Here is a 20,306-nt window from a genome sequence, read left to right as displayed (position 1 = left end):
AGACTTCCCGGCTCACCTGCCTGTCAGAATGCCGCAAAAACCCAACGCGCGCAACTTGATTGCACGTTTTGCGGTGGGCCGAGGCGCGTGATCGCTCAGGCGACGTCGGCTCGGCCCGCGCGTGATGACTTCGGCCGGTGAAGGATTCCGGCCCGGAACTCCCACTGCCGCGTTCCGGTCGCCGCCACCGGTACCAGGATCGCGCCGATATCGAGCGCGGCGGGCAGGATCAGCGCCACTCGTTGTGCCGGCGCCCACCGGTACATCGAGGCTGGTGATGACCGTGCGATGTGACCCCAGGTGAAGCCCACCTCGTGGCAACACCGTTCCGAGGCCAAGGTGGCACACCTGGGGTCTTCGATGCCCTGATGTCGGTGTCAGGCGGTCACTGTCGGCAACGGTGTGACCAGCGGCCACTCGACGTCGACGCCGAGAGCTTCGTTGACATAGTTCGTGAAGATGTTGCGAGCGACATTCGCGACCACCTCCACGATCTCCTCATCCGACAGTCCCGCCGAGCGTGCAGCCTCGAATTCGTCGTCGCCGATGTGGCCTCGACGCCGCACCACTGCCAGCGTCAGTTGCAAGATCGCCGCGCTACGCGCATCCGCGCTCTCGCCGCGACGTGCGGCCTGGATCTCGGCCTCGTCGAGCTTGACGACATTGCGCGAGACCGCGCTGTGTGCCGACAGGCAGTAGGTGCAACCGTTGGCCTCGGCGACGGCCAGGGCGATCCGTTCCTGATCGGGCGCACTCAGCACCCCCGCCTTCAGCGCGCCGAATATGCCGAGGAACCCGCGCAGTGCTGCCGGGCTGTTCGCGAGCGCCTTCGCCATGTTCGGCACCACGCCCATGGTGGTGCGGGTGGCTGCCAACTGCTCGGCGGCAGCGCCGGTCGCGTTAGCGGGATCGATCAGATTCACACGAGACATGACGTCCTCATCCTCCAGAATCGAACCGAACTGTTCGGTTCGATCGAAGGAAACATAAGCCCCACCGACACCGCTGTCAAACGAACTAGTTCGTTCGATATGATCGTGTGGTGACGACGTCGACCCGCCCCCCGTCCGTGCAACAGCGACTCCTGGATACCGCCGACGCGATGTTCTATGCCGAGGGGATCCGCGCTGTCGCCATCGACCGGGTCATCGCCGAGAGCGGGGTCTCGAAATCGACCATGTACGTGCACTTCCGAACGAAGGAAGACCTGGTGCAGGCGTATCTGCGCCGCCGAACCGACAATTGGCGCGCTCGTGTCGAATCCGAAGTCGCCCGCCGTGCCGCCGACGCCGTCGAGCAGGCGTTGACCGTGTTCGATCTGTTCGACGAGATGTTCCACGCCCCGGGTTACCGCGGCTGCCCTTTCGTCAACGCTGCCGCGGAATACCCCCTTCACGACGGAATTCGCGAGACCGTCGCCTATCACCGCGCCTGGATCAACGGCCTGTTCCCGAAGATCCTCGGTGACCGCTGCGATTCAGAGTTGTCCGCCAGCCTCGTCCAGCTGCTCGACGGTGCGATCGCCGCCGCCCATCTCGACGGAGACCTCGACTCCGCCCAGCGCGCACGACGCACCGCTGAGCGGATCCTCTGACGACAGGATCGGTTATGCGCCAGGGTGGCGGATCGCAGAATCTTCCCTGATCGGCGCCGGAAACTTCCGCCGCTGACCGTGTCAGGGGTTCCGTGTCAGGAGGATTGCGCGGTCTGGGCGAACAGTTCCAGTAGGGTGCTCCATCCGCCGCCGCGTTCGACGATCGTGTCCTGGATGGCTTTGCCGTCGACGAGGCGGTCGAGGTGGCGGTGTTCGAGGGTGACAGCGGTTTGCTCGGGTCCTTCGGCGGTGAAGCGGACTTCGATCTCGCTGGCGTGGGACGGGTCGGGGTCGAATTCCCAGTGGCCGTTGATCTGCCAGGTCACCACGAGCCGGTGCGGTGGTTCCCAGACCAGTACTCGGCCCCAGTCGCATTCGGTGTCGTCGACGCCGCGTTCGTACCAGCGTCCGCCCTCGCCGGGCTCCAGGATCGCATCGGCCAGCTCGGTTTTGCCGATGTGGTAGGCCGCGGGCCACCAGCTGCCGAATGATTCGGTGAAGAACGCGAACGCCCGCTCCGGGCTCATCGCGACGGTGGCTTTGCCTTCCAGAACGGGCAGTTGTCCAGTGGTCATGGTCGATTCTCCTGTTCGAAATCGGTGGCGGCCGCGTCGGCGGCCTTCTGAAAAGCGGTCAAAGCCTGGTCCCAGATGTTCTGGAAGTAGGCCTGGATCGCCGCGAGGCCGTCGGGATTGATGCGGTATATGCGTTTGGTGCCGTCAGGGGTCGCCACGACCAGACCGCCCTCCTTCAGGACACGCAGGTGCTGCGACACCGCTTGACGCGTGACCGGCAGCGATTCGGCGAGCTCGCCCACCGACGACGGCCGCCGGGCGAGACGCTCGAAGATCGCTTTGCGAGTCGGATCGCCCAGGATCCCCGGATCCACATCTTTGAAAGCCTCCACTTGCGTAAGTGTGCGCTTTCAAATAACGGTACGCAAGACCTGGGTGCCGTAAATGGTCGGCGGATTTGTGAGTGGTGAACGCGCTGCGAAGGCAGGCTAGGTACGAGGCATCCGTCGTCCGCGGTGAGCGTCTCGAGCAGGCCGGTTCGTCACGACCCGGGCTGCGGGTACCGGGGAGTTCGCCGTTCGTGGCGCAACTCACGGCGCCGGTCATCGCAGGCGGTTCAGGGAACGTTCTGGAGAACAGACTCCCCAAAAACGCCCCTGAACTGCGCAAATGATGCGCCCCCGGCAGGAATCGAACCTGCGACCTAGGGATTAGAAGGCCCTTGCTCTATCCAACTGAGCTACGGAGGCAGACGCGTTCACCTTTGTCGATGTCGGCGTCGGTGTCCAGCGCGAAAAGTATAGCGACCGACCGGGTGGTGGGCGGGGTCGGGAGCGACGCCCCATGGGCGCGTGGGGGAGCAGGTCGAACTACCCTCGTTGACATGTCGTTATCGCAAGACCGCTCCGCAGGAACCGTCGGCGACGGCGCTGGACCGGCGGAGACGGATCGGGCGGCCGCGACGGGCAGCAGTTCCTCGGCGGGTGGGCGGGCGTTCGGCGCGCTCGGTGCGATTGCCGGGGCGATGGCCGCGGCGGTCGCGGCGATCGTCGTCGCGTTGTCGGCGGCGCAGGCGCTGAGTCTGCTGGGGATCCCCGATCCCGGCGCGCTCACCACGTACGGGTTGCCCGCGTTGCGGGCCCTCGCCGACCTGTCCGCCGCCGTGACGGTCGGCTCCCTGCTGTTCGCGGCGTTCCTGCTGCCGCCGAAAGACAGCGGGTTGCTCGAGGCGGGCGGTTACCGGGCGGTGCGACGGGCCTCGGACGCGGCGATCGTCTGGGCGGTGTGCGCGGCGTTGCTCGTGCCGCTGACGGTGTCGGATACGACGGGTCAGCCGGTGGGTTCGATCTGGCGGCCCGAGGTGCTGTGGCCGGTGATCGCCCAGGTCGAGGTGGCGGGTGCGTGGCGAACGACCACCGTGCTCGCCCTCGTCCTCGCGATCGGGTGCCGGTTGGCCTTGCGCTGGAGTTGGACGCCGATCCTGCTCGCGCTCGCGATCGGCACCATGATGCCGTTGGCTTTGACCGGGCACTCGTCCTCAGGCGGTTCGCACGACGTGGCGACCAACTCGCTCATCCTGCACATGATCTCGGCCGCGGTGTGGGTCGGTGGGCTGGTCGCCGTGCTCGCCCACGCGATGCGCGGCGGCGCCGATACCGATGTCGCCGCCCGGCGTTTCTCGCTGGCCGCGACCGTCGCGATCGTCGTCATCGCGCTCAGTGGTGTGATCAACGCCTGGGTCCGGGTGCCTGCCGCCGAGCTGTTCACCACCACGTACGGCAGGCTCGTGCTCGCCAAAACGGCGGCACTCGTGCTGCTCGCGGGCATCGGCTTCCTGCAGCGTCGGGCCGCACTGCCCGCGTTGGCGGCCGACGCGCGCGACCGCGCGGCGCTGATCCGGTTCGCCGGCGTGGAGATGCTGATCTTCGCCGCCACGATCGGCCTCGCCGTCGGACTCGGGCGCACCCCACCTCCGCCACCGACGGCCATCCCCACACCGACGGAAGTGGAATTGGGCTACACCGTCGACGGCCCGCCGACCGTCGGCAGGCTGCTGTTCGACTGGCGGTTCGACCTGATCTTCGGCACCCTCGCCATCGTGCTCGCCGCCCTGTATCTGCTCGGCGTGTACCGGCTGCGCGCCCGCGGCGACGCCTGGCCGCTCGGCCGGACCATCGCCTGGGTCAGCGGTTGCCTCGTGCTGCTGCTCGCCACCTCCTCGGGCGTCGGCCGGTACGCGCCTGCCATGTTCAGCGTGCACATGGGCGCGCACATGGCGTTGTCGATGCTCGCGCCGATCCTGCTCGCCCTCGGCGGTGCGGTGACTCTCGCCCTGCGCGCGCTCACACCCGCCGGTCGCGGCGGGATTCCCGGTCCGCGCGAATGGATCCTCGCGGCCGTGCACAACCCGGTTTCGCGGTTCCTCACCCAGCCGGTGGTCGCTTCGGTGATCTTCGTGGCCGGGTTCTACGCGCTCTACCTCGGTGGGATCTTCGACGCCACCGTCGATTCGCACGCGGCGCATCTGATGATGAACGCGCACTTCCTCATCAGCGGTTATCTGTTCTACTGGGTGGTGATCGGCATCGATCCCAAACCGCGTGAGGTGGCGCCGTTGACCAAGCTGGCCATGGTGTTCGGCACCCTGCCGTTCCACGCCTTCTTCGGTATCGCTCTGATGAGCATGACGACCGTCCTCGGTGGCTGGTTCTACCGCACCCTCGACCTGGGCTGGAATATCGACCTGCTCGCCGATCAGCGCAACGGTGGCAGCTTCGCCTGGGCAAGCGGCGAGGTGCCGCTGGTCGTGGTGATGCTTGCGCTGCTGATCCAGTGGTCACGCAGCGATCAGCGGCTCGCCAAGCGCACCGACCGCGTGGCCGACCGCGACAACGACGCCGAACTCAACGCCTACAACGCGATGTACGCCGAACTCGCGCGTCGCGACCGCGAGGTGCGTCCGTGACCGAATGCGGTATACCGGCGAGCCAGACGAGCCGACCGGTCGGGACCCCGCGTGTGCTGCGGACCGATGTGCGGACGGCTCGGCGCCGATTATCGGGGCGGGTGCGTAAGACACCGGTGTTCCACACCAGCGTCGACGGGCCCGACGGACCGGTTCCGGTGTCGTTGAAGATGGAGTTCCTGCAGCACGGCGGCACCTTCAAGGTGCGCGGCGCGTTCAACGCGCTGCTGGCCGAGGAGTCGGCCGGGCATGTTGTCGTCGCCTCGGGTGGCAACGCCGGGATCGCGTTCGCGCTGGCAGCGGCGCAGCTCGGTAAGGAATGCACGGTCGTCGTCCCCGAATCCGCACCGCACACGAAGGTCGCGGCCATGTGGGCGCACGGTGCCGAGGTGCTCTGGCACGGTGCGACCTTCGCCGAGGCCGAGCGCCACGCGGTGACCCTGGCGGCCGAACGCGGCGCCGGACACCTGCGCGCCGACGACATCCCCGCGGTGGTGGCGGGTGCAGGCATCATCGGTCTGGAGCTGGAGGAACAGGTGCGTGGGCGGCCGCCGGTGCTGGCGGCCGTGGGATGCGGTGGCCTCATCGCCGGGCTCGGGGCCGCACTCGGAAGGCGACGTCAGATCGTCGGGGTGGAATCCGAGCACACGCCCGCGCTGTCGGCCGCGCTCGCGGCGGGCAGGCCGGTCGACGTCGCCGCGCCGTCCCCGGGCGACGAACCGATGTGCGCGACCCGGGTCGGCGATATCGCCTATGACATCGCCAGCAGACAGCAGATGCGAGCGCTCGGCGTGGCCGACGACGCGGTGACCCGTGCGCGCGAATACCTGTGGCGCGAATTTCGGGTGGTCGTCGAGCTCGAGGGCGCGTCCGCGCTGGCTGCGGTGCAGAGCGGGGCCTACAAACCGGAGCCGGGCGTGCGGCCGATCGTGGTGCTGTGCGGGGCGAACACCGAACTGCCCATGCTCTGACACGGCGGATATCCACAACTCGAGAAGTTGTCCCCAGATGTCTGCGGTGCCTGCTCGGCGGTGCTCGCCTGCGCCATTCTTGGATGGTCAGAGCAACAACACCGAATGTCTGAGCGGGGGCGGTTTCGATGTACGAGGCGAATGCGACGGTGATCGGCACGGTGGTCAACCATCCCGTGCGGCGGGATCTGGCCAACGGGGAGCAGGTGGTGTCGTTCCGGATGGCGAGCACGGCACGCCGGTTCGATCCGAGCGCGGGTGAATGGGTGGATGCGGGCACGCTCTATCTCACCGTCAGCTGCTGGCGCCGATTGGTGGCCGGAGTGGATCGATCACTGCGCCGGGGCGACCCGGTGATCGCCTACGGTCAGCTGCGCTCGCACGAATACCGGGGCAAGGACGGCGTCGAACGTCGTGATCTGGAGATGCGCGCCGTCGCGGTGGGACCCGACCTCGGCCGGTGCAGCGCCACGATCCAGCGACGATCGGAGGCGGCGCGGTTCACCCCGCACGTGGTACGGAATATTCCGGGCGATCAGGGCGCTGTAGTGTCGGCTGCCGCATCGCCGGGGGCGGAGGGCGAGTATGCGCCCGACGACCGTTCTGCCGTAGCCTCTACGTCCGCGGCGGATTCCCTCCCGGCGCGATCGCCGGACGAGATGCCGATCGAAGGCATTCCCGCGCAGGTCGACGCCTGAGGGCAGGTCCGCGGCACCGGCCCCCGCTCCGGATCGCACCACCGTTACCCGCACCGATAGGCTTCCATATATGGCTGAGTTCATTTATTCGATGATCAAAGTTCGCAAGGCGCACGGCGACAAGGTCATTCTCGACGACGTTTCGTTGAACTTCCTGCCCGGCGCCAAGATCGGCGTGGTCGGCCCGAACGGCGCGGGTAAGTCCAGCGTGCTGAAGATCATGGCGGGGGTGGACCGGCCGAACAACGGTGAAGCGTTCCTCGCGCCCGGCGCTTCGGTCGGCATCCTCATGCAGGAACCCGACCTGAACGAGGAGAAGACCGTCCGCGGCAACGTGGAGGAGGGCCTCGGCGAGGTCAAGGTGAAGCTGGATCGCTTCAACGAGATCGCCGAGCTCATGGCCACCGAGTACTCCGACGAGCTCATGGACGAGATGGGCAAGCTGCAGGAGTTCCTCGACCACGCCGACGCGTGGGATGTCGACTCCCAGCTCGAGCAGGCCATGGACGCGCTGCGCTGCCCGCCGCCGGACGAGCCGGTCACCAACCTCTCCGGTGGTGAGCGTCGCCGCGTCGCGCTGTGCAAGCTGCTGCTGAGCAAGCCCGACCTGCTGCTGCTCGACGAACCGACCAACCACCTGGACGCCGAGAGCGTGCTGTGGCTCGAACAGCACCTGGCCTCCTACCCGGGCGCCGTGCTCGCCGTCACCCACGACCGGTACTTCCTCGACAACGTCGCGCAGTGGATCCTCGAGCTCGACCGTGGTCGGGCCATCGGTTACGAGGGCAATTACTCCACCTACCTGGAGAAGAAGGCCCAGCGTCTCGAGGTGCAGGGCAAGAAGGACCAGAAGCTGCAGAAGCGCCTCAAGGAGGAGCTGGCCTGGGTTCGTTCCGGCGCCAAGGCCCGTCAGGCCAAGAACAAGGCCCGTCTCGGTCGCTACGAAGAGATGGCGGCCGAGGCCGAGCGGCACCGCAAGTTGGACTTCGAGGAGATCCAGATCCCCGCGGGTCCGCGCCTCGGCGACATCGTGGTCAACGTGTCGCACCTGGACAAGGGCTTCGGCGATCGTCAGCTGATCAAGGATCTGTCGTTCACGTTGCCGCGCAACGGCATCGTCGGTGTGATCGGCCCCAACGGTGTCGGTAAGACCACGCTGTTCAAGACCATCGTCGGCCTCGAGGAGCCCGACAGCGGCGAGGTGAAGGTCGGCGAGACGGTCAAGCTCAGCTACGTCGACCAGAACCGTGCGGGCATCGACCCCAACAAGAACGTCTGGCAGGTCGTCTCCGACGGGCTCGACTTCATCGAGGTCGGTAACCAGGAGATGCCCTCGCGTGCCTACGTCAGCGCGTTCGGTTTCAAGGGCCCGGACCAGCAGAAGCCGGCCGGGGTGCTCTCCGGTGGTGAGCGCAACCGCCTGAACCTGGCGCTCACCCTCAAGCAGGGTGGCAACCTGATCCTGCTCGACGAGCCGACCAACGACCTCGACGTCGAGACCCTGAGCTCGCTCGAGAACGCGCTCGAGCAGTTCCCGGGCTGCGCCGTCGTGATCTCCCACGACCGGTGGTTCCTCGACCGCACCTGCACCCACATCCTGGCGTGGGAAGGCGACAACGACAACGAAGCCAAGTGGTTCTGGTTCGAGGGCAACTTCGAGGCCTACGAGGCGAACAAGGTGGAACGTATGGGGGCGGAAGCCGCTCGCCCGCACCGGGTTACGCACCGCAAGCTCACTCGCGACTGATATCCGCGCGGACCGCATCGACGGCCCGGCCTGACGATCGACTTGTCGATCGAACGGCCGGGCCGTCGGCGTTTCACAAGTTACCGGCGGGGAAGCCGGATTTCCGACGGCACGGCTCGCGCGGCGGCGTTAGTCTCGGAATCGCGTCACCGGACTTTACGGAATCGAAGCCAACCGAAACATGGGAGCAGGCGAAAGATGACGGTCTCGTCGGAAATGTCGAGTGCGGGCTGGGCGGCGGGAATGCCACAGAGTTTGCGCGACGATCTCGCGACACTCGAGGAGGCGTATTTCCGACACGTCGACGCGGGGGACGTGGATTTTCCGATCACCGGGATCACCCAGATCTTCCGCCACCACATGGAACTCGCCGCCCGCCGTCAACCGGGTAAAGCCCTGGTCGAGGTGCACCATCCCGACGACGGGTCGGGCATGGGAGCCGCCGTGCAGGTGGTGACCGACGATATGCCGCTGCTGGTCGAGTCGATCACGGCGGCGCTGGGCCGCATGCAGGTGAGCGTGAGCGAACTGATCCACCCGATCTTCGAGGTCACTCGCGACGCCGACGGCACACTCGTCGGCGCGGCACCGCACGAGGTGGACGGCAACGGCGCCGAGGGGCTGGCCGAGTCGTGGATGCATCTGCAGTTGCACCCGTCGACCGAGCAGGCCCAGCTCGACGAGATCGAACGCACCCTGCCCGAGGTGCTCGCCGACGTGCGTCAGGTGATCGACGACACCGAGGCGATGGTCGCGGCGCAGAGTTCGCTCGCCGATCATCTCGACCGGACCGCCGCGGCGGGCACCGCGCCCTTCCCGTCGGTCGATCTCGCCGACTGCGCCCAGCTGCTGCGCTGGCTGGCGGCCGGCAACTTCACCCTGCTCGGCTACACGCGCTACCAGCGCGCCACCGAGAACGGCCACACCGTCTCCACGCGGGTTCCGGGCACCAGCCTCGGTGTGCTCCGCCCCGATATCGGTACCGACTTCCAGGTGCCGATCAATGGTGGTGACCGCCCGCTGCTGATGCTCACGCAGGGCTTGGTCCGCGCGACGGTGCACCGCTCGGTGTACCCGTACTTCATCGGGGTCGCCGATGTCGACGACGCGGGTGCGGTGGTCGGTGTGCACCTGTTCATCGGTGTGTTCACCGTGAGCGCCGTGCACGAGAACGTCCTCGACATTCCCGTCATCAATCGTCGAGTGCGCACGGCCATCGAGGACGCGGGCTTCGACAAGGACTCGTTCTCCGGGCAAGCGATGCTCGAGGTGATCGAGTCGTTCCCGCGCACCGAGCTGTTCTCCGCCGACACCGCCACCATGCGCCGTACCGCTGTCGCGGTCCTCGGCGTCGGTTTGCGCAGGCAGGTGCGGCTGTTCCTGCGCTGCGACACCTACGGGCGGTTCGTGGCCTGCATGGTGTACCTGCCGCGCGACCGCTACACCACCGCGGTGCGGCTGGAAATGCAGTCCATCCTGGTGCGCGAACTCGGCGGCGTAGACATCGACTACTCGGCCCGGGTGAGCGAAAGCGAGCTCGCCAGTGTGTATTTCACGGTGATGCTGCCGCCCGAGGCCGCCGGTCAGGACGGCCCCGACACCTCCGAGGAGAACCGGCGCCGCCTCCAGTCGCTGCTGAACGCGGCCAGCCACTCCTGGGACGACCGGATCGGTGACGAGGTCGCGTCGTCGACCGTGCTCGACCCCGCCGTGGTCTCGCGCTATTCGAAGGCGCTGCCGGAGAGCTACAAGGAAGACTTCGCACCCGCCCGCGCGCTGGACGACATCGCGCGTCTCGAGCAGCTGTCCGAAGGTGGCATCGACCAGCACCTGTACCGCCGGTCCGAGGCCGCGCCCGGTTCGTGGCGGTTCAGTCTCTACATCGCCGGGCGTGGTGTGTCGTTGAGCCAGGTGCTCCCGGTGCTGCAGAGTCTCGGCGTGGAGGTCGTCGACGAACGGCCCTACCAGCTCGAACTCGACGGCGGAACCGAGCGCTGGATCTACGATTTCGGCTTGCAGGCCCGTCCCGAGCTGTTGCGCAACGCCCTCGACGGTGATCTCGACGCGGAGCTGCTCGAACACCCCGGCCAGGCCGACGGTCTGCGCGCCCGCTTCACCGAGGCATTCGAGGCGGTCTGGTACGACCGTGCCGAAGCCGACGGTCTCAACGAACTCGTGTTGCGGGCAGGCCTGCCCTGGCGCTCGGTCGCCATCCTGCGCGCCTACGCGAAGTACCTGCAGCAGGCGGGTTTTCCCTACAGCCAGGTCAATATCGCCCGCGTCCTGCTCGCGCATCCGGAGGTGGCGCGCGACTTCGTCGCCCTGTTCGCCGCGCGCTTCGATCCCGACACCGTCTCGGCCGAGCACGCCGCCGAACTGGAAACGCGCGTGCGCGCAGGCATCGACGAGGTGGTCAGCATGGATGCCGACCGCATCCTGCGCGCCATCCTCGGTCTCATCAAGGCGACCTTGCGCACCAACAACTACGTCGTCGATGCCGACGGCGCACCGCGCGGCTACCTGTCGCTGAAGGTGGAGCCGCGAGAAATCGCCGAACTGCCCAAGCCACGACCGCAGTTCGAGATCTTCGTGTACTCGCCCCGGGTCGAGGGTGTGCACCTGCGCTTCGGTTCGGTGGCGCGTGGCGGTCTGCGCTGGTCGGACCGCCTCGAGGACTTCCGTACCGAGATCCTGGGTCTGGTGAAGGCCCAGGCGGTCAAGAACGCGGTGATCGTGCCGGTCGGTGCCAAGGGCGGGTTCGTGGTGAAGCGGCCGCCCGCCGCCACCGGCGACCCGGCCGCCGACCGTCAGGCGAGTGTCGCCGAGGGCATCGACTGCTACCGCACCTTCATCTCCGGCCTGCTCGACGTCACCGACAATGTCGACCTGGCCACGGGTGCGGTGCTGCCGCCCGCACGGGTGGTCCGTCGCGACGGCGACGACACCTACCTCGTGGTGGCCGCCGACAAGGGCACGGCGAGCTTCTCCGACATCGCCAACGATGTCGCCAAGCGCTACGGCTTCTGGCTCGGCGACGCCTTCGCCTCCGGCGGGTCGGCAGGCTACGACCACAAGGCCATGGGCATCACCGCCAAGGGCGCGTGGGAGTCGGTGAAACGTCACTTCCGGGAGATGGGCATCGATACCCAGAGCCAGGACTTCACCGTGGTCGGTGTCGGCGACATGAGCGGCGACGTGTTCGGCAACGGCATGCTGCTCTCGCGGCACATCCGGCTGGTCGCGGCCTTCGACCACCGCCATATCTTCCTCGACCCGAACCCCGACGCGGCCACGTCCTACGCCGAACGGGAGCGGCTGTTCGCGCTGCCGCGTTCGTCGTGGGCCGACTACGACCGCAGCCTCATCAGCGCGGGTGGCGGCGTGTTCGAACGGACCGTGAAGTCGGTGCCGATCTCACCGCAGGCCAGGGCGGCGCTCGGCCTGCCCGACGCGGTGCAGGCGCTGTCGCCGCCGGAACTGGTGCGCGCCATCCTGCTCGCGCCCGTGCAGTTGCTGTGGAACGGCGGTATCGGCACGTATGTGAAGGCGAGTACCGAGACCAATGCCGAGGTGGGCGACAAGTCCAACGACGCGGTCCGGGTGAACGGAGATCAGTTGCGCGTCAAGGTGATCGGCGAGGGTGGCAACCTCGGTGCCACCGCGCTCGGGCGCATCGAATTCTGCCGCGCGGGCGGCAAGATGAACACCGATGCCCTGGACAACTCGGCGGGCGTCGACTGCTCCGACCACGAGGTCAATATCAAGGTGCTGCTCGACGGTGTGGTGAGCGCGGGCGCGCTCGCACCGCAGGACCGCAACCCACTGCTCGCCTCGATGACCGACGAGGTCGCGCGAATGGTGTTGCAGGACAACGTGGATCAGAACTTCCTGATCGGTATCGCCCGCACCGACGCGCCGCAGATGGCCAGCGTGCACGCGCGGGTGATCTCCGATCTCGAACAGCGGCGTGGTCTGGATCGTGAGCTCGAGGCGCTGCCGTCGGAAACCGAGTTGCAACAGCGGGAGGCGGAGGGCGTCGGTCTCACCTCACCGGAGCTGGCGAACCTGCTCGCCCACGTGAAGCTCGGCCTCAAGGCCGACCTGCTCGACACGGACCTGCCCGACAGCGCCGCGTTCGCGGGCAGACTGCCGCTGTATTTCCCCACCCCACTGCGCGAACGGTTCGGTGCCGAGATCAAGAAGCACCGGCTGCGCCGCGAGATCGTCACCACGATGCTCGTCAACGAGGTGGTCGACTACGGCGGCATCACCTACGCCCACCGGCTCAACGAAGAGGTCGGCGCGACCACCTCGGACACGGTTCGCGCGTTCGCCGCGGCCACCGCGATCTTCCAGCTGCACGATGTGTGGTCGCGCATCCGCAGCGCCGACGCCCCGGCCTCGGTCTGCGACCTGCTCGAACTGGAATCCAAGCGCACCTTGGACCGGGCTTCGCGCTGGCTGCTGAGCAACCGCCCGCAGCCCGTCGCCGTCGGCGCGGAGATCAACCGCTACCACCGGCGGGTGCAGGAGCTGGCGCCGCAGGTGCCCGGCTGGTTGCGCGGTCACCACGTCACCTCGCTCACCCAGGGCGCGGCCGAACTCATCGCCCGTGGCGCACCGACCGAACTGGCCACCGAAGTATTCGGACTGCTCGGTCTCTTCCCGCTGCTCGATGTGGTCGACATCGCCGACATCACCGACCGCGACGGCGCCGAGGTGGGTGCGCTGTACTACGCGCTCAACGAGCACCTCAAGATCGATTGGCTGCTCGAGGCGGTGAGCCACCTCGAACGCGGCGACCGCTGGCACGCGCTGGCCAGGCTCGCGCTGCGCGACGACATGTACGGTTCGCTGCGGTCGCTGACCCTCGATGTGCTGTCGGCGGGCGACCCGGAGGAGACGCCCGACGAGAAAATTGCATACTGGGAGTCGAAGAACCAGTCCCGGCTGGGTCGTGCGCGCGCTGCCCTGTCGGAACTGTTCGAGTCCGGGACCCACGACCTCGCCACACTGTCGGTCGCCGCGCGACAGGTGCGGAGCATGGTGAGCGGGGTGGGCGCCCAATCGGAGGTACCACGGTGACGAGTTCGCCGAACGGCAGCACCGCCGCGCCCGAAGCGCAGCTGGTTCTGCCGCAGCGTTTCCACGCGAAGGTCGAGATCCGCTGGTCGGATATGGACGTGTTCCAGCACGTCAACCATGCCCGCATGGTGACGTTGCTGGAGGAGGCCAGGATTCCGTGGCTGTTCGACGACGACAAGCCGACCGCGTCGATGGGCAGGCAGGGTTGTGTGCTCGTCGATCTGCACGTGAAGTACCGGGGACAACTGCGCCACGAGGACACCCCGCTCGACATCGCCATGTGGATCAAGCAGTTGCGCGCCGTCGACTTCACCGTCGGCTACGAGGTGCGGGCCAGTGGGGCCGCACCGGATTCGCCGCCCGCGGTCACCGCGACCACCCAGCTCGCGGCATTCGACATCGACACCCAACGGTTGCGCAGGCTCACCGACACCGAACGCGACTACCTGGCGTTGTGGCGGGCCTGATTTCGTGAGTTCCGAACAGCGCGTGCTGCATACGCCCGACCCGGCCGAACGCGAGAATCTGGCCACCTTCCTGTCGCGGGCATTGCGCTTGGACCAGGCGGCGGTGGTGCGGTTGCGCCGCCGCGGCTCCAGTCTCGTCTCCGCCTGGGTGGCAACGGGTTTCGAGACGCTGGCGGTGCGCACGATCACGGCCGAACTCGGTGTCGACGATGTCACCGTCGGCGCCGACATGGTGCTGGCCGGGCTCGGCACCGGGCATCCGATCGACCTCGGCTATTCGATGGACTCGGCTTGGCGCGGTGCGCTCCCGCCGACCGACGGCTTCGCCCACGTCGACGATGTGCCTGCCCGCGCGCTCGTCGAATTGGCTGAGCGCGGAGCGGATCTGGCGCGTGAGCACGGTGGCGCCCACGGGCCGCCCGCGTCCCTGCTCGACCAGTCGGTGCTCACGGTGACCGGCGCGGGTGATCTCGCGGTCGAGGTCCCGATGCGCGTCGTCTTTGCCCTCACCGCCATGGACTTCATCCCGCACGCGGGGGAGAAGGCCGAATCCCGGCGCATCCAGCCGACCGAACTGGTTCGCGTCCGCACCACCCGCACCTGGCTTCGCCTCGACGCCCGCTACGGTTCCGTTGCCCGCCGATTGGGTGGTGGAATCCCGCTGTCGCCCAGTTGAACTCACGGCAGGGGGCTTCCTGCCGACTGGTCGTATGCCACCGGCGGCGCTATACCGACCTGCCGAGCGCGACAAGCGGGGTCAGTGCACGCCGACGAGTCGAAGCAGTGCGGTCGTGGCGGCGGCGGCGATCACCGTGACGAGCAAGGGTGCCCGTCGCCAGGCGAGCACACCGCCGACCGCCACCCCGGCGGGCAAGGCGACCCCGAGTTCCCCGGTGCCCGTCGGCAACGTCGCCGTCGCCACCAGCGCGGCCAGCAGGATCAACGCCCCGGTGTCGAGCAGCGCAATAGTGCGCGCCGACAACCGGATTCGATCCCGCAACGCCGGCCCCGCCCACCGCAACGCATAGGTGCCGACCGCCAGCGCCATCATCGCGGGCACCAGGTAGGGCGCGTTCACGACGCACCCCCGCGCGAGGATGCCGCAGCTGGGCAGCAATCCGAGTCGGCGGCGACCCACCCGCCCGGCCGCACGCCGGCACCCGCCGCGTCGACTTCCGCGTGGCCGACTCCGCCGACACTCTCCGGCTGTGCCGCTGCGGAATCCGTTGGCTTCGCAGGCCGGGACGCCAGCACCAACCCGATCAGCGCGATCAACACCGGCAACCCGGCAGGCACGAATGGCGCGATCGCGACTGCCAGCCCGGCCCCGGCCAGTACCGGGCGCAGCGTCGCGCGATCACGCAGTGCGGGTAGCAGCAGCGTCAGCAGGATGACCGGGAACACCGCGTCCAGGCCGAGTGCGGAGGTGTCGGGGACGAGGGAACCGAGGGCGGCGCCGAGGGTCGCACCGAGCGGCCAGCACAGGGCGACTCCGATTCCGCAGGCCCAATACGCCGCACGCTTGCGTTCCCGAGCACCGGGCGCGGTCGCGAAGGCCACCGACTCGTCGTTGAGGACGTGGATCCCGAACAGCCGACGCCAGCCGTGCCCGAACACATCGGGGGCGGCCAGCCCGTACGGCAGGTGCCGCGCGTTGAGCAGCAACCCGGCGACCACGGCGGCGAGCGGGCTCCCACCGGCCGCGACGATCCCGAAGAACAGCAGTTCCGAGCCGCCGGCCAGCACCGTCACCGCGGCGACGATCGGCATCCACACCGGGAATCCGGCAGCGATGGTCGAGGCGCCGTAGGAGACGCCGAAGAGGCCGACGGCCAGGCAGGCCGCGGCCACGGCGGCGGCGGTCCGCCGATCGAGTGTTCGCCATATCGAACGCATGTTTTTCATAGTGAACGCCGCGGGTCGGTAAAGTCAACGCGGAAACAGCTCCCAGGAGGCGTTGATGGACCGGCAGGACCCGGTCACCGGACCACCCCAAGCGGTGATCGCGGCGGCCCTACGACGAGAACGTGCGCGCGCCGGCCTGTCGCTCACCGAGGTCGCCAGCCGCGCGGGTGTGGCGAAGTCCACACTGTCGCAATTGGAATCGGGCACCGGTAATCCCAGCCTGGAAACCCTGTGGGCGCTGTGCGTCGCCCTGGAGATGCCGTTCTCGCGACTGCTCGATCCGCCGCGCCCGAACGTGCAGGTGATCCGCGCCGACGAGGGTTCGCAGGTGCCCTCGGCCGACGCGGATTATCGCGTCACCCTGCTCGCGGCAGGCCAATCGCACGCGCGCTGCGATGTGTACCGGATCGCGGCCGAACCCGGTCAGATCCGTCGCTCGGAACCGCACACGCCCGGTGTGGTCGAGCACGTGGTCCTCGCGGCCGGTCATGCCATCGTCGGTCCCGCCGACGAGCCCGTGGAGATGCGCCCAGGCGACTACATCCGCTACCTGGGTGATCTCCCGCACGTCTTCGAGGCTCTCGAACCGGGCACGTGGGCCACGATGGTCATCGAGAGCGCCTGATCAGGCGGCCCCTTCGCCCAGGTACTGCAACCAGAGCGGGTCGAGGTCGGCGGTGGTCGACAGCAGCCGCCAGTGCGGGCCCTTGGGCGAGACCAGCGGATGACGCAGCGTCCAGCCCAGTTCGGTCAGCATCTTGTCGGCTTTGCGGTGGTTGCACGGCGCGCAGCTGGCCACGCAGTTCTCCCACGAGTGCTCCCCGCCGCGACTGCGCGGGATGACGTGGTCGATGGTTTCGGCTTTGCCGCCGCAGTACCCGCAGCGGTAGCGGTCGCGGTGCATGAGTGCCGCCCGGGTCATCGGCACCCGGGCGCGGTAGGGAACCCGCACATAGGTGCGCAGCCGGATAACGGAGGGAATGGCAACCGTCGCGCCCGCCGAATGCAGGACCGGGGCGGCGGGATCGTCGTGGACCGCGTCGGCCTTCGCGCAGATCAGCAGAACGACAGCGCGGCGAGCGGACAGTGCGGTGAGTGGTTCGTAGGTGGCGTTGAGAAGCAGCACCCGGCGTTTACGCCAGGCGGCGGCGTCGTGATCGCCGGCGAGATGCAGTGGCGCGGGGCGATGCGGCAGGTCGTGCAGACCGTGTGCGCCCGGATGGTGATCGGACAAGATGTGCAGCGGAATAGCCCCCGAGCCACGATTGTGGACGTCGGCGGGCTGGAGTTGTCGGTGCGCGCGCGCCTCGTGTGACCGGGCGCTTGGCCGCTGCTTCATTGTGTGACCTCAATTTCATGATTGGCAGGATCATGTGGTATCTGGGGTCGATACTGTCCCCCAGTTGACCACGGTTGAGCCCGTATTGCACGGTTATTTTTCAAACTTTCGGGTGAACTGTGATTGAAGGCCCGGCGCGCGCTCGGGGCACAATGGAGCGCGTGACTTCAGGTGAGCAGACAACGACCTCGTTCTACGACGCGGTGGGTGGCGCGGAGACCTTCCGCCGCATCGTGTCGGTCTTCTATCGCGAGGTCGCTGCCGACGAGATCCTGCGCCCGCTGTATCCCGAGGAGGATCTGGGGCCGGCCGAGCGCAGGTTGCGGATGTTCCTCGAACAGTACTGGGGTGGGCCACGCACCTACTCCGACGAGCGCGGCCACCCCCGGCTGCGGATGCGTCATCATCCGTTCGTCATCGGAGCGCTCGAGCGGGACGCGTGGTTGCGTTGCATGCGGATCGCCGTCGACGAGATCGAGCCGTCGATCCTGGACGCCGAACACCGCAAGGCGATGCTGGACTATTTCCAGATGGCAGCGGCCTCGTTGCAGAACGCCCCGCACTGAGCTCGGGACGCCCGGGATTCGCTGATGACGTCCAGGTAGCGACCCGATTTCGGACCTGCGCCCCGGTTTACCGCGATGTTTCCGTCCGGCGTGGCGAACGCTGGCGATTTGCCGGATTCGAAGAAAGTCTCGCGCCGCATGAATATTGTGGGCGTTCTTTGGCAATATTGCGGTTGTGACACAGACACCTGCCTCGCCGGTGCCGGGGGACAACAGCACCGCTCCGTGGTGGAAAACCGCCGTGTTCTATCAGGTCTATCCGCGTTCGTTCGCCGACTCCGATGGTGACGGAGTCGGCGATCTCGGCGGTGTGCGCGAGAAGATGGGCTACCTCGAGCTATTGGGTGTCGACGCGCTGTGGATCTGTCCGGTGATGCGCTCACCGCAGGCCGACGGCGGCTACGACGTGTCCGACCCACGCGACATCGACCCGCTCTTCGGAGGCTTGGAAGCCCTCGACGAACTCATCGCCGAGGCCCACGATCGTGAGATCAAGGTCACCATGGACCTGGTACCCAACCACACCAGCGCCGAGCATCCGTGGTTCGCGGCCGCACTCGAAGCCGCACCGGGCAGCCCCGAACGGGCGCGCTACATCTTCCGCGACGGTCGCGGCGAAGACGGCGCCGAGCCGCCCAACAACTGGCCGAGCATCTTCGGTGGCCCGGCCTGGACCAGGATCACCGAGCCCGACGGCACGCCGGGCCAGTGGTACCTGCACATCTTCGCCCGCGAACAACCCGACCTGAACTGGGACAATCCCGACGTCGCCGCGGATTTCGAGAAGACACTGCGGTTCTGGCTCGACCGCGGTGTCGACGGCTTCCGTCTCGATGTGGCCCACGGCATGGCCAAACCGGAGGGCCTGCCCGACATGGCGCGCGTCGACACCAAGATGCTGGTGCACGACGACGACGATCCCCGCTTCAACAACCCCGGTGTGCACGCCATCCATCGCCGCATCCGCACCGTGCTCGACGACTATCCACACGCGGTGTCCATCGGTGAGGTGTGGGTCGACGACAACGTGCGCTTCGGCGAGTACGTGCGCCCCGACGAACTGCATCTGGCGTTCAACTTCCGGCTGGCCGAGGCGGCCTTCACCGCCGAGGACGTGCGCACCGCCATCACCCATTCGGTCGAGGCGGTGAGCGCGGTCGGCGCCCCACCCACCTGGACCCTGTCCAACCACGACATCGAACGCGAGGTCACCCGATACGGCGGCGGCAAGACCGGGGTGGCGCGGGCGCGGGCGATGATGATGGTCGAATTGGCGCTGCCGGGTGCGGTATTCGTCTACAACGGCGCAGAACTCGGGCTGCCCAATGTCGACGATCTGCCCGAGGAGGCGCTGCAGGATCCGGTGTGGGAACGCTCCGGCCACACCGAGCGTGGTCGCGACGGGTGCCGGGTGCCGATTCCGTGGGAGGGCAGTACGCCGCCGTTCGGTTTCACCACGGGCACGCCGTGGCTGCCGATGCCCGCCGAGTGGGCCGACCGCACCGTCGAAGCCCAGCTGGAAACCCTGCACTCCACGTTGTCGCTGTACCGCCTGGCGATCGATCTGCGCGGTACCCGTTCGGAATTCGCGGGCGACCGGATCGACTGGTACGGCAGTCCGGCCGGATGTCTGGCGTTCCGCCGGCCGGGTGGGCTGGTGTGTGTGCTCAACGCCTCCGACGGGCCGATTCAGCTGCCGCCGGGGGAGTTGCTGCTGTCCAGCGCTCCGGTCGCCGACGACCGCCTGCCCGCGAACGCGGCGGCCTGGTTGGTCTGACACGCGCAATTCCGACGGCCGGAGGATGAACTACTACAGAGCATCGTCTAACGTTTCACTCGTGAGCATTCTCGAGACAGTGCTGATCTTCGTCGGCATCCCGGCCGCGATCTACTTCGCGATCGCGGGTTTGTCCTATCTCGGTAAGCCACTGCCCGGTGAGAAGCCGGCCCACTTCGAGCTCGGGCAGAAGTGGACCCACCCGCCGGTGCTGTGGAGCGCTACCGACGAGGTGACCGCTGCGTCCGGTCACCACCACGCCGAACCGCATGGCAGCCATGCGGTTCTCGAACCCGCGCACGCGGAGCTGATCGGAGGCCGGGCAAGTGGCAAGTTCTAATTGGCCCGCGGTTGTCGAAGCCGACCTGCCGCACGGGTACGCGCTGACCAGCAGTGGCCGCGTCTCCGGTGTGCACGAGCCCGGCACGGTGTTCGACGAGGTGCCGTTCACCGATCGTGAGCGGGTCGCCCTCGACAACGCGCTCACCGACGCCACCCGCGCCACGAAGGTGCGCTTCAACATCTACCTCGGCGACCTGGGTGCCGACCCGGCCGCCGGTGCCGACGCGCTGCTGCCGAACACCCCCGAGTCCGCCGACTCGGTGCTCATCGCGGTCTCGCCCAACCAGGGTGCCGTCGAGGTCCGCTCGGGTGCCGCGGTGGCCGAGCGCGCCAAC

General features: G+C 67.8%; 20 protein-coding genes and 1 tRNA gene. 13 read left to right on the top strand and 8 right to left on the bottom strand.

All coding sequences use genetic code 11. The annotated features are described in order from the left end of the window. Positions 1–95: 95 nt before the first annotated feature. Positions 96–266: a hypothetical protein gene (locus NCO8_RS31550; protein WP_157105078.1), complete on the bottom strand. Its 171-nt coding sequence runs from the start codon at positions 264–266 to the stop codon at positions 96–98. A gap of 111 nt (positions 267–377) precedes the next feature. Next, entirely contained in the window at positions 378–932 is a 555-nt protein-coding gene (locus NCO8_RS24490; protein WP_067642438.1) for a carboxymuconolactone decarboxylase family protein, read from the bottom strand. Between the two features lie 110 nt (positions 933–1,042). Here NCO8_RS24490 and NCO8_RS24485 point away from each other — a divergent pair, with 110 nt between their 5' ends. Then, positions 1,043–1,594, top strand: coding sequence for a TetR/AcrR family transcriptional regulator (locus tag NCO8_RS24485; RefSeq protein ID WP_157105077.1), 552 nt, complete (start codon positions 1,043–1,045; stop codon positions 1,592–1,594). Positions 1,595–1,689: 95 nt separating this feature from the next. Here the strand turns inward: NCO8_RS24485 and NCO8_RS24480 are convergent, their stop codons facing one another. The 3 genes from NCO8_RS24480 to NCO8_RS24470 all read right to left on the bottom strand — a co-directional run bounded on the left by NCO8_RS24480 (position 1,690) and on the right by NCO8_RS24470 (position 2,858). Then, complete coding sequence (locus NCO8_RS24480) at positions 1,690–2,169, bottom strand: SRPBCC family protein (RefSeq protein ID WP_067642436.1); 480 nt, start codon at positions 2,167–2,169, stop codon at positions 1,690–1,692. After that, positions 2,166–2,501 (bottom strand): ArsR/SmtB family transcription factor, encoded by a 336-nt coding sequence (locus tag NCO8_RS24475; protein ID WP_067642435.1) that lies wholly within the window; start codon positions 2,499–2,501, stop codon positions 2,166–2,168. Before NCO8_RS24475 ends, NCO8_RS24480 begins: the two co-directional genes overlap by 4 nt. Before the next feature lie 283 nt (positions 2,502–2,784). Continuing rightward, a tRNA-Arg gene (locus tag NCO8_RS24470) sits at positions 2,785–2,858 on the bottom strand. A gap of 134 nt (positions 2,859–2,992) precedes the next feature. On the opposite strand from NCO8_RS24470, the gene NCO8_RS24465 reads away from it, so the two are divergent. From NCO8_RS24465 to NCO8_RS24435, 7 genes are all read left to right on the top strand, one after another. Next, complete coding sequence (locus tag NCO8_RS24465; protein WP_067642434.1) at positions 2,993–5,074, top strand: bifunctional copper resistance protein CopD/cytochrome c oxidase assembly protein; 2,082 nt, start codon at positions 2,993–2,995, stop codon at positions 5,072–5,074. Further along, a complete protein-coding gene (locus NCO8_RS24460) occupies positions 5,071–6,045 on the top strand; it encodes a serine/threonine dehydratase (RefSeq protein WP_281201990.1) in 975 nt (324 codons plus the stop codon). The genes NCO8_RS24465 and NCO8_RS24460 overlap by 4 nt, the downstream gene beginning before the upstream one ends. Before the next feature lie 128 nt (positions 6,046–6,173). After that, positions 6,174–6,743: a single-stranded DNA-binding protein gene (locus NCO8_RS30835; RefSeq protein WP_084457436.1), complete on the top strand. Its 570-nt coding sequence runs from the start codon at positions 6,174–6,176 to the stop codon at positions 6,741–6,743. Positions 6,744–6,813: 70 nt separating this feature from the next. Beyond that, the gene (gene ettA, locus NCO8_RS24450; RefSeq protein ID WP_067486138.1) at positions 6,814–8,490 is read left to right on the top strand and encodes an energy-dependent translational throttle protein EttA; all 1,677 of its coding nucleotides are present in this window, start codon (positions 6,814–6,816) and stop codon (positions 8,488–8,490) included. Between the two features lie 198 nt (positions 8,491–8,688). After that, positions 8,689–13,575: an NAD-glutamate dehydrogenase gene (locus NCO8_RS24445; RefSeq protein WP_067642433.1), complete on the top strand. Its 4,887-nt coding sequence runs from the start codon at positions 8,689–8,691 to the stop codon at positions 13,573–13,575. A gap of 41 nt (positions 13,576–13,616) precedes the next feature. Further along, positions 13,617–14,042 carry a thioesterase family protein gene (locus tag NCO8_RS24440; RefSeq protein WP_067486948.1) on the top strand — a complete coding sequence of 142 codons (426 nt, stop codon included), beginning with the start codon at positions 13,617–13,619 and terminating at the stop codon, positions 14,040–14,042. Positions 14,043–14,046: 4 nt separating this feature from the next. Continuing rightward, the gene (locus NCO8_RS24435; RefSeq protein ID WP_067642432.1) at positions 14,047–14,718 is read left to right on the top strand and encodes a DUF8185 domain-containing protein; all 672 of its coding nucleotides are present in this window, start codon (positions 14,047–14,049) and stop codon (positions 14,716–14,718) included. Between the two features lie 81 nt (positions 14,719–14,799). On the opposite strand, the gene NCO8_RS24430 is transcribed toward NCO8_RS24435, so the two are convergent. Both NCO8_RS24430 and NCO8_RS24425 read right to left on the bottom strand, forming a co-directional pair. Further along, positions 14,800–15,120: an AzlD domain-containing protein gene (locus tag NCO8_RS24430; RefSeq protein WP_067486144.1), complete on the bottom strand. Its 321-nt coding sequence runs from the start codon at positions 15,118–15,120 to the stop codon at positions 14,800–14,802. Continuing rightward, positions 15,117–15,938, bottom strand: a complete 822-nt coding sequence (locus NCO8_RS24425) for an AzlC family ABC transporter permease (RefSeq protein WP_084457442.1) — start codon at positions 15,936–15,938, stop codon at positions 15,117–15,119. The genes NCO8_RS24430 and NCO8_RS24425 overlap by 4 nt, the downstream gene beginning before the upstream one ends. Before the next feature lie 64 nt (positions 15,939–16,002). Here NCO8_RS24425 and NCO8_RS24420 point away from each other — a divergent pair, with 64 nt between their 5' ends. Further along, complete coding sequence (locus NCO8_RS24420) at positions 16,003–16,572, top strand: helix-turn-helix domain-containing protein (protein WP_067642477.1); 570 nt, start codon at positions 16,003–16,005, stop codon at positions 16,570–16,572. Here the strand turns inward: NCO8_RS24420 and NCO8_RS24415 are convergent, their stop codons facing one another. After that, positions 16,573–17,286, bottom strand: coding sequence for an HNH endonuclease (locus NCO8_RS24415; RefSeq protein ID WP_225280980.1), 714 nt, complete (start codon positions 17,284–17,286; stop codon positions 16,573–16,575). Between the two features lie 152 nt (positions 17,287–17,438). On the opposite strand from NCO8_RS24415, the gene NCO8_RS24410 reads away from it, so the two are divergent. The 4 genes from NCO8_RS24410 to NCO8_RS24395 all read left to right on the top strand — a co-directional run. Beyond that, entirely contained in the window at positions 17,439–17,852 is a 414-nt protein-coding gene (locus tag NCO8_RS24410) for a globin (protein WP_067486149.1), read from the top strand. Between the two features lie 175 nt (positions 17,853–18,027). Beyond that, positions 18,028–19,629: a glycoside hydrolase family 13 protein gene (locus NCO8_RS24405; RefSeq protein WP_245655479.1), complete on the top strand. Its 1,602-nt coding sequence runs from the start codon at positions 18,028–18,030 to the stop codon at positions 19,627–19,629. 61 nt (positions 19,630–19,690) lie between these two features. Next, the gene (gene ctaJ / locus NCO8_RS24400; protein ID WP_067486150.1) at positions 19,691–19,969 is read left to right on the top strand and encodes an aa3-type cytochrome oxidase subunit CtaJ; all 279 of its coding nucleotides are present in this window, start codon (positions 19,691–19,693) and stop codon (positions 19,967–19,969) included. Then, on the top strand, positions 19,956–20,306 hold a 351-nt coding region (locus NCO8_RS24395; protein ID WP_067642471.1), incomplete at its 3' end, for a DUF5130 family protein. The genes ctaJ and NCO8_RS24395, both read left to right, overlap by 14 nt.

It is taken from the genome of Nocardia coubleae NBRC 108252 (assembly GCF_001612805.1).
Taxonomy (GTDB): domain Bacteria; phylum Actinomycetota; class Actinomycetes; order Mycobacteriales; family Mycobacteriaceae; genus Nocardia; species Nocardia coubleae.
Note: the sequence above shows the minus strand (reverse complement) of the source record. Positions and strands in the feature narration are given on the sequence as shown.

Bases quoted from the DNA above. Each gene is read 5' to 3' on its own strand.
- NCO8_RS31550 (WP_157105078.1), bottom strand. From the start codon at position 266: ATGTACCGGTGGGCGCCGGCACAACGAGTGGCGCTGATCCTGCCCGCC.
- NCO8_RS24490 (WP_067642438.1), bottom strand. From the start codon at position 932: ATGTCTCGTGTGAATCTGATCGATCCCGCTAACGCGACCGGCGCTGCC.
- NCO8_RS24480 (WP_067642436.1), bottom strand. From the start codon at position 2,169: ATGACCACTGGACAACTGCCCGTTCTGGAAGGCAAAGCCACCGTCGCG.
- NCO8_RS24465 (WP_067642434.1), top strand. From the start codon at position 2,993: ATGTCGTTATCGCAAGACCGCTCCGCAGGAACCGTCGGCGACGGCGCT.
- NCO8_RS30835 (WP_084457436.1), top strand. From the start codon at position 6,174: ATGTACGAGGCGAATGCGACGGTGATCGGCACGGTGGTCAACCATCCC.
- ettA (WP_067486138.1), top strand. From the start codon at position 6,814: ATGGCTGAGTTCATTTATTCGATGATCAAAGTTCGCAAGGCGCACGGC.
- NCO8_RS24445 (WP_067642433.1), top strand. From the start codon at position 8,689: ATGACGGTCTCGTCGGAAATGTCGAGTGCGGGCTGGGCGGCGGGAATG.
- NCO8_RS24425 (WP_084457442.1), bottom strand. From the start codon at position 15,938: ATGCGTTCGATATGGCGAACACTCGATCGGCGGACCGCCGCCGCCGTG.
- NCO8_RS24420 (WP_067642477.1), top strand. From the start codon at position 16,003: ATGGACCGGCAGGACCCGGTCACCGGACCACCCCAAGCGGTGATCGCG.
- NCO8_RS24415 (WP_225280980.1), bottom strand. From the start codon at position 17,286: ATGAAGCAGCGGCCAAGCGCCCGGTCACACGAGGCGCGCGCGCACCGA.
- NCO8_RS24410 (WP_067486149.1), top strand. From the start codon at position 17,439: ATGGAGCGCGTGACTTCAGGTGAGCAGACAACGACCTCGTTCTACGAC.